Raw genomic sequence first — 12,938 nt, forward strand, 5'->3', positions numbered from 1 at the left:
TCACCCCCAGTTCTCTGCCTTCGTGAGGCAGAACGGATGGCCCGACGGGTCCAGCAGCACCCGCCAGGTCTCGCCAGGCTGCTCGGCCGGTACCGTCGCACCCAGCTCGACGCATCGCGCCGCCGCCGAATCGAGATCCTCGACGGCCAGGTCGAAGTGGAATTGCTTGGAGCCATTGGGGTTCGGCCACGCCGGCGGCACATAGTCGGGAATCGCACCGAACCCGAGCGCGGCTCCAGTGCCCGTGAGCATCGCGTAACCGTCGCCCGATGCGGTGATCTGCCAACCGAGCACCGCCGACCAGAACTCGGACGACACCTTCGCGTCGGCACAATCGAGCGTCACCATCGCCAGATCGCCGACCTTGTGTTCACTCGTCATCGGAATGTCCTCTCCCTGGGTGATTCGACGTTCCGATCATGCTCCTCGCCGCCGACAATGGCTTGAAGGAATACGACACGTACATCGCTCAACCGAGCGGCACCCGCCGTCCGACCCCGTCCGCGGCGTCGGCCGCCTCGATCTCGTCGCGCGTCACGCCCAGGATGAAGAGCACCGCATCGAGGAACGGATGACTCAGTGCTGCGTCGGCGACCTCGCGCAGGGCCGGTTTGGCGTTGAAGGCGATACCCAGGCCGGCCACGCTGAGCATGTCGATGTCGTTGGCGCCGTCCCCGACTGCGATCGTCTGCTCCATGGGAACACCGACCTGATCGGCGAAAGCACGCAGTGCCTTGGCTTTTCCCGCCCGGTCGACGACCTCCCCGACCACCCGCCCGGTCAGTTTGCCGTTCACGATCTCGAGCGTGTTGGCTCGCACGAAATCCAACTCGAGTTCGTGTGCGAGTCCCTCGATCACCTGGCGGAATCCGCCGGAGACCACGCCACAGTGGTAGCCGAGACGATGCAGGGTCCGGACCGTGGTCCGCGCACCAGGGGTGAGTTGCAGGGAGCTCGCCACGTCGTCGATAACGCTCGCATCCAGACCGGCCAGGACGGCGACCCGTTGATGCAGCGACTCGGAGAAGTCGAGCTCACCGCGCATGGCGGCCTCCGTGACCGCGGCCACCTCGGCTTCCTTGCCCGCCTTGGCCGCCAGCATCTCGATCACCTCACCCTGGATGAGGGTCGAGTCGACGTCGAAGACGATGAGACGCTTTGCGCGCCGGGCCAGTCCGCCGCGCTCCACCGCGATGTCGACCCCGTGGTCGATGGCGACGGCCGCGAGGCCCTTGCGCAATGCCGAGTCGGCGGCGACGTCGTCCCGGTTGGTGCTCACCATCAGTTCCAGGCCGGTGAGCGGATAATCCGCGACACCCCGGATGGAGTCGATGTTGCCGCGCTGACTCGCGAGTTCGGCGGCGATCGCCCGGAAGGCGCGTGCGGTCACCGGACTACCGAGAACAACCACCGCGTGGCTCGACGGACGTCGGGTCCCGGTGTCCGGACCGACCTCGACGATGACGTCGATGCCCACCGAGTCCATGGCCTGTTCGACGACGTCCTGGAGCGCCTCGGGATCTCCGGCGGCGGACACCAGGACACCCAGCGTCAGTCGGCGCCGGATCACCACCTGCTCGACGTCGAGGAGGCTGACCTGCTGGCCCGCCAGCGCACCCATGAGCACCGACGTCACCCCGGGCTTGTCCGGCCCGGTGACGGTGATCAGGACTGTCGTGTCACCCGATTCCTTCGCCACGTGTTCGCGGTTGCCCGTGGCGTCAGCGCGGATCCGCGTCCCCGGACGCCTCATGGTCGCCGGTGGTGAGTGGCGCTCGACGGATGTGCTCGGCTTCTTCGGCGACCTGCCGGTCATGGCCGTGCTCGTTGTGTCCCGGGCCGACGTGGGCCTCCGCGCGCATCCGGTCGATCATGTGCGGATAGTGCAGTTCGAAGGCCGGACGCTCGGAACGAATCCGGGGAAGCTCGGTGAAGTTGTGCCGCGGCGGCGGGCAACTGGTTGCCCACTCGAGCGAGTTGCCGAAGCCCCACGGGTCATCGACCGTCACGACCTCGCCGTAGCGGTAGCTGCGGAAGACGTTCCACAGGAACGGCAGGGTCGACAGACCGAGGATGAAAGCACCCAGAGTCGACACCATGTTCAGTGTGGTGAAACCGTCCGACGGCAGGTAGTCGGCGTAACGACGCGGCATGCCCTCGTTACCCAGCCAGTGCTGCACCAGGAAGGTGGTGTGGAAGCCGATGAACGTCAGCCAGAAGTGGATCTTGCCGAGACGCTCGTCGAGCATGCGGCCGGTCATCTTCGGGAACCAGAAGTAGATACCGGCGTACGTCGCGAACACGATCGTGCCGAACAGCACGTAGTGGAAGTGGGCGACGACGAAGTAGCTGTCGGACAGGTGGAAGTCCAGCGGCGGGCTGGCCAGCAGCACACCGGTGAGACCACCGAAGAGGAATGTGACGATGAAGCCGACGGAGAACAACATCGGCGTCTCGAACGTCATGTTGCCCTTCCACATCGTGCCTATCCAGTTGAAGAACTTCACACCGGTCGGCACTGCGATGAGGAACGTCATGAAGGAGAAGAACGGCAGCAGCACGGCACCGGTGACGTACATGTGGTGCGCCCACACGGCCACCGACAGCGCCGCGATGGACAGCGTCGCGTACACCAGTCCCGAGTAACCGAAGATCGGCTTGCGGGCGAACACCGGGAACACCTCGGAAACGATGCCGAAGAACGGCAGGGCGATGATGTAGACCTCGGGGTGGCCGAAGAACCAGAACAGGTGCTGCCACAAGATCACACCGCCGTTGGCGGGGTCGTAGAGGTGCGCGCCGAACTGCCGATCGACCTCGAGGCCCATCAGAGCAGCGGTCAGCAGCGGGAACGCGAGCAGGATCAGCACGCTGGTCACCAGGATGTTCCAGGTGAAGATCGGCATCCGGAACATGGTCATACCCGGTGCGCGCAGACACACAACGGTGGTCACCATGTTGACCGCGCCGAGGATGGTGCCCAGACCGGACACGGCCAGACCCATGATCCACATGTCGGCACCGATACCGGGCGAGTGGATCGCATCGGTCAGCGGCGTGTACGCCGTCCAGCCGAAGTCGGCGGCACCACCCGGGGTCAGGAAGCCTGCGACGGCGATCGTCGAGCCGAACACGAACAGCCAGAAGCCGAAGGCGTTCAGTCGCGGGAACGCGACGTCGGGCGAGCCGATCTGCAGGGGCAGCACGAAGTTCGCGAAGCCGATGACGATCGGGGTCGCGTACATCAGCAGCATCACCGTGCCGTGCATGGTGAACAGCTGGTTGAACTGCTCGGTCGACAGGAACTGCATGCCCGGATGCGCGAGCTCGCCACGCATCAGCAGCGCCATCAGGCCACCGATGAGGAAGAACGCAAAGCAGGCGGTGATGTACATCATGCCGATCAACTTGTGATCGGTGGTCGTCAGCAGCTTGTAGATGAACGAGCCCTTGGGCTGATAGCGCTCCGGAAACGGACGCACTGGTGCCACTTGCGTGGTGGGCTGGTCTACCGCGGTCACAGATCCTCCTCGTTGCGCAACCGATCAGGGCCGGTCAACTCCCGTTTCCCCGCGGTCGCCACATGAACAAAGCGAGCGCTGGTTACTGATCCTAAACCCTCACACGGGCAGTGGCCGAGTGGGTCCTACGATACGTCGTATTCGACTGTCCGACCCCCTCATCGACACAGTTCAGGGCCTACTTCGGCGGCGACGCGCGGGCCGTGGGGCGCCCGCGCCCGTCGTCACCGGTGACGCGGCGCGACCGCGGCGGGACAACCGATCGCCCGGTGCTAGCGTGATCGCGTGCACCGCAGCGGCGAAACCCGGTTGGAACGGTCGGATCGAGGGGCCCGGGGCATGGTTCGGGCGATCGGGGCCATGTCGTCGATCGCCGTCGTCCTGGCCGTGGCCGCCTGCAGCGACAACGCGCCGCTGACGACCCCCGAGGGCCAGCCGGTCTCCACGGTCACCACGCGAGTGGCCGAGGTGAACATCATCAACGCCGATCGGGACCTCGACAAGACGTGCCTCGCACCGACCGCACCCGACCCGGGTGTCACCGACGTCACGCGCATCGTCGTCACCGACCCGAATCTGCTCGATGCGATCTGCGCGCTCGGCGTCGGCCCCAAGGTCACCGCTGTCGCGGCCGCACCCGGCAGCATCCCCACCTATCTCGGACCGCAGTTGGGGGCTGTGCCCACGATCGGTTCCACTCCCGACGCCGCCGCGGTGGCCGCGGCCGACCCCGACGTCGTGCTCACGACGCCACAGACGGCGGCTGCCGCAAAGAGCTTCGGCGACGCGCGGGTCGAGGCGATCGGGCCGGTGGCCGGCTGGAAAGCACGATTCCAGGCGGTCGCCGATGCGCTCGGCCGATCGTCGACCGGCACGCGACTGCTCGACGAGTTCCACACCGAGACCCAGAAGACCGGACGGCGCATGGACGCTCCGCACAGCCAGGTCTCGCTGGTCCGGTTCACCGGGGATTCCGAGATGATCGCCGGGACCCAGACCTTCGCCGGTCAGATCCTGTCGGAGATCGGGGTGCAGCGACCCGAACCACAGCGCTCACCCCGCTCGTTCACCGTCACCGACAAGAATTTCACGGACGCCGACGGCGATCTGATCTATGTCAGCTTCCAGGGCGAGCGCGGCCTCGAGCACGGGAAAGAGGTGCTGCTGAGCGATCGCTGGCTCGACATGGGTGCGCCGACGTGGAAGCGGGTCCTCTCCGTCGACGATCAGATCTGGTACGGAACGTCCGGCCTCGCTGCCGCCTGGCTGGTCCTGAACGATGTGAAGGGGTCCCTCGATGGCAACTCGTGATCTGGCCGCGCAGGCCCGGGAACTGCTCGATCTGCACCGGCCCGGCGACCCCGGGGTGTTCCCGACGGTGTGGGACGCCTGGTCGGCCGGTCTGGCCGTGAGCGGCGGGTTCGCGGCGCTCACGGTGGGCAGCCATCCGGTCGCCGATTCGATCGGTCGAGCCGACAACGAGGGCATGACCTTCGACGAGTTGCTCACCCGGGTGCGCCAGATCAGCGACGGCGTCGACGTGCCCCTCTCGATCGACATCGAGTCGGGCTATGCCGAGTCACCCGAACGCCTCATCGACGGATTGCTCGAGGCCGGCGCGGTGGGCCTCAACATCGAGGACACCGTGCACTCCGAGGGCGGTCGTCTCCGCGAGGCGCAGGAACACGCCGATCTGGTCGCCGCCTTGCGCAGTGCCGCCGACGCGGCCGGTGTGCCGGTGGTCATCAACGCACGGACGGATCTGTTCCTCAAGCAGGTCGGCGACGAGGCCGATCGGGTCGACCGGGCGGTCGCGAGGTTGACCCTGTGCGCCGATGCCGGTGCCAGCTCCCTCTACCCCGTCGGGTTCCACACCGACGACGTCCAGCGGCGGCTGTGCGCCGAGCTCCCGCTGCCGGTCAATGCCATCGGCAACCCGGCCGACGGCTCGCGCGCCCACTTCGCCGGGCTCGGCGTCGGCCGGATCAGCTTCGGCCCGCTGTGGCAGATGGCGATTGCCGGGCGGGCCACCGACCTGCTCGCCGACTGGCACTGAATCGATCCCCAAGCAGTGCACCTGGGACGGCTCGCATCTGCGGGTGAGCCAGACCATCCCCCGCAAGAAGTTCGTGAGTCTGCAGGCGAAGCCGAATTACTGCCTTCATGATCACCGGCCCCGACGCACCGGCCCGCTACCTGAAGGTCCGGGGCCGGCTGTTCAGCGTGGAAGACGAAAAGGGCGCCCAGTTCTATCTCGACCTCGGCAAGAGGTACGGTGAGCCGCCGTCGGATGCCGACGATAGGGTGACCATGATCCTCGATGCCACTCGATTCCTCACGAAATAGGTCGAGCCCGACCTCGACCGCCGACGCCTCCCCGACCTTGCCGCTGCACGCGCTCTGGCGGCCGGGCGTTGGCCTGTCGCTGTGGTGGGCGACGCCCGGGGCCGGCCCAGACGACCTCCCCGAGCCACTCACCGACCACCTCGCCCGCAGGCGTGCACGTCGCGAGCTCGCCGTCATCGGCGAATCCGGGCGCCGCGAGTTCGTACCCACCATGACGCTCGGGGCCGGTTCCGGTGTGGCATTTCTCGACCTCACCCGGCCACACGCGGTCAGCGGGGAGATCCGCTGGTACCGATACCTCCTCGACGGCGTGCGAGCCCACGTCGCCGCAGGCGCGGTCGCACCCGGGGTCGCCGAGATCGACGGCGAACCGATGCTGCGCTGGCAGGCCGTACCGACAGCGTCGTGGCAGAGCTGGATGTCCGTCGTGTCGGCCACAGCGCCGGCGCTGGTGGCGGAGAACGGTGGCACCGCCGCGATCAACGATCTGCTCGGCGAACTCGTCGATCACGAATGCCGCGGACGGATCGCCGCCGCCGGGCCGGTCGTCGTCGACGGGCAGCCGTCCGGATGGCTCGCGCGTGCCCTGTGCCCCGATCCACCGGAACTCGAGGCCGACGGCCGCGCACGGCTACGAAGTGCATCCGCGGCCTGGATGCACTGGAACAATGCCGCGCCGCAGGATGACTCGACCATCGTCCTCCGCCTGCACGAACCGGAGGATGAATCCGCCGACGACCTCGGTCACCGTGGACGACCCGACGGCGCCCGGTGGCGCTTGGAGGTGTGCCGGCGTGCATCGGACGGCCGGATTCTCGCCGTGGTGCCGCACCGGCTCGACGGACATGAGCTCGATCAGGTGACCACCGGACTCGCCACCGCCGTCCGCGCCTTTCCCGAGTTGTCGCAGGCGGAACCGGATCGCCATACCCTCGACTTTCTGCTGACCACCCCGGTGGTGGAGAAGCTGTTCGCCGGTGGCGCGGCCGTCCTGACCGATGCCGGCTGCCCCGTCCTGCTCCCCCGCACCATCGCCGAGGTGCGTCCGGCGCTCGGGCTGCGCGCTCGGCCGGTGGCGACCAGCACCGGCCGCGCCGCGCAGATCGGGGTCGCCGAGGTCGGCGAGTTCGAGTGGCGCCTCGCGCTCGGCGACGATCCCGCCGCCCTGACCTTCTCCGACGCCGACCTCGCCGACCTCGCCCGACAGCAGGGCGACCTGGTGCGGATTCACGGGGTCTGGGTACGCGCGGAGGGTGCCGCCCTCACCCGCGCGGCGGCGTTCGTCATCGCGCAGCGCGCCCAGGCGGCGTCGGATCAGCCGGCGGACATGGGCGAACTGTTCAATCTGGTCGTCGACACCGTTCCGGTCCCGGTGACATCGATCGAAGGACTCTCCTGGCTCGACGACATCGCGACCGGCGGCACCCTACGACCCGCGCCGGTCACCGTTCCGCCGTCGCTGCACGCCGAGCTCCGGCCATATCAGCAGCGCGGCCTCGACTGGCTGTCCTACCTCACCACCCACCGAATCGGCGGTGTCCTCGCCGACGACATGGGCCTCGGAAAGACCGTCCAGGTGATCGCACTCTTGTGCCATGAGCAGGCGACCGATCCCATCCCCGGACGACCGACGTTGATCATCTGTCCGATGTCGGTGGTGGGCAATTGGGAGCGGGAGATCGCCCGATTCGCCCCCGATCTACGGGTGGCCGTCCACCACGGGACCGCGCGAGCAGCAGGGAGCCGATTCGGCGCCGTACATGCCGGCGCCGACGTCGTCCTCACCACGTTCGCCATCGCGACGCGCGACCGTGACCTGCTGAAGGCCCACCGGTGGCGGCGGGTCGTCGTCGACGAGGCGCAGCACGTCAAGAACGTCGCCACCAAGGCGGCCAAGGCGATTCGAGCGGTACCGGCGGACCATCGCATCGCGCTGACCGGCACCCCGGTGGAGAACCGCCTCGAAGACCTGCGGGCAGTCATCGATCTCGTCAATCCGGGACTCCTCGGCTCGGCCTCCCGATTCCGGGCGAGGTTCGCCGAACCCATCGAACGCGACCGCGACCCGGCGGCGATCCGCAGACTGGGCGCGCTCACTCGTCCGTTCATCCTCCGGCGGGAGAAGTCGGACCCTACGATCATCTCGGATCTGCCGGAGAAGACCGACATCACCGTTCGGGCAAATCTGACCGTCGAGCAGGCCGCTCTCTATCGCGCGGTCATCGACGAGCTCATGGAGGCGCTGCGCAGCAAGCAGCAGCGGACCATCCGTCGACGGAACATCCTGGCCGCGCTGACCCGCCTGAAGCAGGTGTGCAATCATCCGGCCCATTACCTGGCCGACGGGTCGGATCTGTTGCGCCGCAACAGGCACCGGTCCGGCAAGGTCGAGTTGCTGGTGGACATCCTGACCACCGCGGCTGCCGAGGGCGACCGGGCGCTGGTGTTCACCCAGTTCGCCGCGTTCGGCGAGTTGTTGTCGGAGTGGCTGACCCCCTACCTCGGTGAGCCCGTACCGGTCCTGCACGGAGGTCGCACCCGTGGGGAGCGGGATCAGATGGTCGCGCGGTTCCAGGACGGTGACGGGCCCCCGGCGATGATCGCCACCCTGAAGGCGGGCGGCACCGGCCTCAACCTCACCGCGGCCAATCATGTGGTGCACGTCGACCGGTGGTGGAATCCCGCGGTCGAGGACCAGGCCACCGACCGCGCGTACCGGATCGGTCAACAGCAGCGTGTGCAGGTGCACCGCTTCCTCTGTGTCGGCACGCTCGAGGAGCGGATCGACGAGATGATCTCCGCGAAACGGGAACTCTCGCGCCTGACCGTGAGCTCCGGCGAGAGTTGGCTGTCCGATCTCGGCGACGACGAGCTCTTCGACCTGTTCCGGCTCCGCGACGAGGCGGTGAGCGAATGAGTCGCGGCAGCGAACGCCGGGTGAGCGGACGGCTCACATCGACCCGGGGGTTCGGGCTGAGCCAGTGGGGACGCGCATTCGTCGATGTGATCGAGGGCGTGCACAGCGGCGACGCGGACCGGCGGCGGATCACCCAGGCCCGCCGCTACTTTCGGGATCACCATGCCGAACGTCTGGCGATCTCGGACGCCGAGGTGACGGCCGCGGTCCGGGGCAGTCAGCTCGATCCCTTCGAGGTGACCCTGACCATGCGGCCCGTCGACGTGCCGACCATCATCGCCCTGCTCCGGACACGTGACGCCACCGGCGACCTGATGGCGCTGGCCCGGGGCGAACAACCGGCCGCGGTGGGCGAACTGCTGCTCCCCACCGAATCGGCGGATATCGCCGCTAACTGCACCTGTCCCGACGAATCCCCCCGGTGCATCCACGTGCTGTGCGTCGCCTACGAGGTCGCGGCCGAGATCGACCGCAGCGCGGTGACGTTGCTGACGGTCATGGGAACCGACCTGGCCACCCTGCTGTCCTCGGCGACCGAGGTGTCACAATCGCGCGACGACGGTCCGTCGTCGCGCGAGCACGCGTCCGCACCGGTCGTCGACTTCTACGGCACCAACGCCGTGCTGCCTCCCCTGCCGAGCCCGCCCCGACTGAACCCACTCATGGACCTGGACCCGGATGCGTTGCGCAAGGCACTGCGCGCCTCGGGCGTGGCCCCCGCCGACGTCGGAGAGACCCTGGACCTGCTCGACGAGCTGTACGAGCGACTCCGCGCGTAGCCATTTCGTAGCAATAACCCGCGGTGAGCGCGGATTGTTGCTACGAAATCGGCGGGGCGGCTAGAAGTCCCAGTCCTCGTCTTCGGTGTTGACGGCCTTGCCGATCACATACGAGCTACCGGACCCGGAGAAGAAGTCGTGGTTCTCATCGGCATTCGGCGACAATGCGGACAGGATGGCGGGGTTCACGTCGGTCTCGTCGCGTGGGAACATCGCCTCATATCCCAGATTCATCAAGGCCTTGTTGGCGTTGTAGCGCAAGAACTTCTTGACGTCCTCGGTGAGCCCTACCTCGTCGTACAGAGCCTCGGTATAGTCGGACTCGTTGTCGTAGAGCTCGAAGAGCAACTCGAACGTGTAGTCCTTGAGCTCCTGCCGGCGCTCCGCGGTCTGCACCTCGAGTCCGCGTTGGTACTTGTACCCGATGTAATAGCCGTGCACCGCCTCGTCGCGGATGATCAGGCGGATGAGATCGGCGGTGTTGGTGAGCTTCGCACGGCTCGACCAGTACATCGGCAGGTAGAAGCCGGAGTAGAAGAGGAACGACTCCAGCAGCGTGGAGGCGACCTTGCGCTTGAGCGGGTCCTCGCCACGGTAATAGTCCATGACGATCTGCGCCTTGCGCTGCAGGTGCTCGCTCTCCTCCGACCAGCGGAATGCCTCGTCGATCTCCTTGGTGGAACACAGTGTGGAGAAGATCGAACTGTAGCTCTTGGCGTGCACCGACTCCATGAACGCGATGTTGGTGAGCACCGCCTCCTCGTGCGGAGTGGTGGCGTCGGGGATCAACGAGACCGCACCGACCGTGCCCTGGATGGTGTCGAGCAGCGTCAGGCCGGTGAACACCCGCATGGTGAGTTGCTTCTCGTACTCGGTCAGCGTGTTCCACGACGGGATGTCATTGGACACCGGCACCTTCTCGGGCAGCCAGAAGTTGCCGGTGAGGCGATCCCACACCTCCGCGTCCTTCTCGTCGGGCACCCGGTTCCAGTTGATCGCGGAGACCCGGCTCACCAGTTTGATCGGGGCGCCATCGGCCGGGCTGTGACTTTCGGTGGACGTCATCGGTCCTCCCTGTTCGCTCGCTGATCTGAAAGTGACTGACCTGAAAGTGATTGTGCAGTAATGAATCTCGCTGTCATAGCATGCACGAGACGCAACCCTCCACCTCAGTGCCCTCGAGTGCCAGCTGACGAAGTCGGATGTAGTACAGCGTCTTGATCCCCTTGCGCCATGCGTAGATCTGCGCCTTGTTGACGTCGCGGGTACTGGCGGTGTCCTTGAAGAACAGCGTCAAGCTCAGCCCCTGGTCGACATGCTGCGTCGCGGCCGCGTAGGTGTCGATGATCTTCTCGTAGCCGATCTCGTACGCGTCCTGGTAGTACTCCAGGTTGTCGTTGGTCATGTAGGGCGCCGGGTAGTAGACGCGGCCGATCTTGCCTTCCTTGCGGATCTCGACCTTCGCGGCGACCGGGTGGATCGAGCTCGTCGAGTGGTTGATGTAGCTGATCGAACCGGTCGGCGGCACCGCCTGCAGGTTCTGGTTGTAGATGCCGTCACGCTGCACGGCCTCTTTCAGCTCACGCCAGTCGTCCTGATTGGGGATGTGAATCCCGGCCTCGCCGAACAGATCCCGGACCTTCTGAGTCTCGGGCTCCCAGGACTTGGTGATGTACTTGTCGAAGAACTCGCCGCTGGCATACGTGGAGCGCTCGAAACCGGCGAACGGCCTGCCTCGTTCCCGTGCGATCCGGTTCGACGCCCGTACGGCGTGGAAGAGCACGGTGTAGAAGTAGATGTTGGTGAAGTCGACACCCTCGTCGCTGCCGTAGAAGATCCGTTCGCGCGCGAGATAGCCGTGCAGGTTCATCTGACCGAGGCCGATCGCGTGCGAGTCGTTGTTGCCCTTCTCGATCGACGGCACCGAGGTGATCGCGGTCTGATCACTGACCGCGGTCAGACCGCGGATCGAGGTCTCGATGGTCTGGCCGATGTCCGGCGAATCCATCGTCTTGGCGATGTTCAGCGAACCCAGGTTGCACGAGATGTCCTTACCCACACTCGAATAGGACAGGTCATCGTTGAAGGTCGACGCCGTCGAGACCTGCAGGATCTCCGAGCAGAGGTTCGAGTGGGTGATCTTGCCGTCGATCGGGTTGGCCCGGTTCACCGTGTCCTCGAACATGATGTAGGGGTAACCCGACTCGAACTGGAGCTCCGCGAGGGTCTGGAAGAACTCGCGAGCCCGGATCTTGGTCTTTCGGATCCGCCGGTCCTCGACCATCTCGTGGTACCTGTCGGTGACATTGATGTCGGCGAACGGCACCCCGTAGACGCGTTCCACGTCGTACGGGCTGAACAGGTACATGTCGTCGTTGTCCTTGGCGAGCCGGAACGTGATGTCCGGGATGACCACGCCGAGGGACAGCGTCTTGATGCGGATCTTCTCGTCCGCGTTCTCCCGCTTGGTGTCGAGGAACCGGTAGATGTCCGGATGGTGCGCGTGCAGATACACGGCGCCGGCACCCTGACGGGCACCGAGCTGGTTGGCGTAGGAGAACGAGTCCTCGAGCAGCTTCATGATCGGGATGACGCCGGAGCTCTGGTTCTCGATCTTCTTGATCGGTGCGCCATGTTCACGAATGTTGCTGAGCAGCAGGGCGACTCCACCACCGCGCTTGGAGAGCTGCAGCGCCGAGTTGATCGACCGGCCGATCGACTCCATGTTGTCCTCGATGCGCAGCAGGAAGCACGACACCGGCTCACCGCGCTGCTTCTTGCCGGAGTTGAGGAACGTCGGGGTCGCCGGCTGGAACCGACCCTCGATGATCTCGTCGACCAGATTGCGCGCGAGCGCGGTGTCACCGTCGGCCAGGGTGAGCGCGACCATGCACACGCGGTCCTCGAACCGCTCCAGGTAGCGCTTGCCGTCGAAGGTCTTGAGCGTGTAGCTCGTGTAGTACTTGAACGCGCCCAGGAAGGTCGGGAACCGGAATTTCTTCGAATAGGCGTGGCCGAACAGGAGTTTCACGAACTCGCGGTCGTATCGCTCCAGCACCTCGGGCTCGTAGTAGTTCTCCTCGACCAGGTAGTCGAGCTTCTCGTCGAGGTCGTGGAAGAAGACGGTGTTCTGGTTGACGTGCTGCAGGAAGTACTGATGGGCGGCCTCGCGATCCTTGTCGAACTGGATCTTGCCGTCCACGTCGTACAGGTTGAGCATCGCATTGAGTGCGTGATAGTCGAGCTCGCCGGGCTCGTGCCCGGCGGGACCCGAGTGCATACCCGACTGGCTGGCGGATGCGGTATCGGAGACGGGGGCGGCGGTTGGCGACACGAAACACTCCTGGCAGATAGGTGTTCTTATGAGGAAAAGCT

At 66.1% G+C, this 12,938-nt stretch carries 10 protein-coding genes; 5 read left to right on the forward strand and 5 right to left on the reverse strand.

Annotated features, from left to right (window positions below; genetic code table 11):
- The 3 genes from ACLQ3I_RS02000 to ctaD form a co-directional block, all read right to left on the reverse strand.
- On the reverse strand, positions 1 to 381 hold the full coding sequence (locus ACLQ3I_RS02000) for a VOC family protein (RefSeq protein WP_425791475.1): 381 nt from the start codon (positions 379 to 381) through the stop codon (positions 1 to 3).
- Positions 382 to 469: 88 nt separating this feature from the next.
- Positions 470 to 1,699 carry a phosphoserine phosphatase SerB gene (serB, locus tag ACLQ3I_RS02005; RefSeq protein WP_425791473.1) on the reverse strand — a complete coding sequence of 410 codons (1,230 nt, stop codon included), beginning with the start codon at positions 1,697 to 1,699 and terminating at the stop codon, positions 470 to 472.
- Between the two features lie 22 nt (positions 1,700 to 1,721).
- On the reverse strand, positions 1,722 to 3,521 hold the full coding sequence (gene ctaD / locus ACLQ3I_RS02010) for a cytochrome c oxidase subunit I (protein ID WP_425791471.1): 1,800 nt from the start codon (positions 3,519 to 3,521) through the stop codon (positions 1,722 to 1,724).
- A gap of 339 nt (positions 3,522 to 3,860) precedes the next feature.
- On the opposite strand from ctaD, the gene ACLQ3I_RS02015 reads away from it, so the two are divergent.
- From ACLQ3I_RS02015 to ACLQ3I_RS02035, 5 genes are all read left to right on the forward strand, one after another.
- Positions 3,861 to 4,832: an ABC transporter substrate-binding protein gene (locus ACLQ3I_RS02015; RefSeq protein ID WP_425799974.1), complete on the forward strand. Its 972-nt coding sequence runs from the start codon at positions 3,861 to 3,863 to the stop codon at positions 4,830 to 4,832.
- Positions 4,819 to 5,577 (forward strand): isocitrate lyase/PEP mutase family protein, encoded by a 759-nt coding sequence (locus ACLQ3I_RS02020; protein ID WP_425791467.1) that lies wholly within the window; start codon positions 4,819 to 4,821, stop codon positions 5,575 to 5,577. The genes ACLQ3I_RS02015 and ACLQ3I_RS02020 overlap by 14 nt, the downstream gene beginning before the upstream one ends.
- A 107-nt stretch (positions 5,578 to 5,684) precedes the next feature.
- Positions 5,685 to 5,867 carry a hypothetical protein gene (locus tag ACLQ3I_RS02025; protein ID WP_425799975.1) on the forward strand — a complete coding sequence of 61 codons (183 nt, stop codon included), beginning with the start codon at positions 5,685 to 5,687 and terminating at the stop codon, positions 5,865 to 5,867.
- Entirely contained in the window at positions 5,842 to 8,784 is a 2,943-nt protein-coding gene (locus ACLQ3I_RS02030) for a DEAD/DEAH box helicase (protein WP_425799976.1), read from the forward strand. The genes ACLQ3I_RS02025 and ACLQ3I_RS02030 overlap by 26 nt, the downstream gene beginning before the upstream one ends.
- A complete protein-coding gene (locus ACLQ3I_RS02035; protein ID WP_425799977.1) occupies positions 8,781 to 9,563 on the forward strand; it encodes a hypothetical protein in 783 nt (260 codons plus the stop codon). Before ACLQ3I_RS02030 ends, ACLQ3I_RS02035 begins: the two co-directional genes overlap by 4 nt.
- A 60-nt stretch (positions 9,564 to 9,623) precedes the next feature.
- On the opposite strand, the gene nrdF is transcribed toward ACLQ3I_RS02035, so the two are convergent.
- Both nrdF and nrdE read right to left on the reverse strand, forming a co-directional pair.
- Complete coding sequence (nrdF, locus tag ACLQ3I_RS02040; protein WP_164309025.1) at positions 9,624 to 10,628, reverse strand: class 1b ribonucleoside-diphosphate reductase subunit beta; 1,005 nt, start codon at positions 10,626 to 10,628, stop codon at positions 9,624 to 9,626.
- A 73-nt stretch (positions 10,629 to 10,701) separates the two neighbouring features.
- Positions 10,702 to 12,897, reverse strand: a complete 2,196-nt coding sequence (gene nrdE, locus ACLQ3I_RS02045) for a class 1b ribonucleoside-diphosphate reductase subunit alpha (protein ID WP_425791461.1) — start codon at positions 12,895 to 12,897, stop codon at positions 10,702 to 10,704.
- Positions 12,898 to 12,938 lie beyond the last annotated feature (41 nt).

The sequence above is a fragment of the Gordonia sp. DT101 genome, from assembly GCF_049844895.1.
Lineage (GTDB): Bacteria > Actinomycetota > Actinomycetes > Mycobacteriales > Mycobacteriaceae > Gordonia.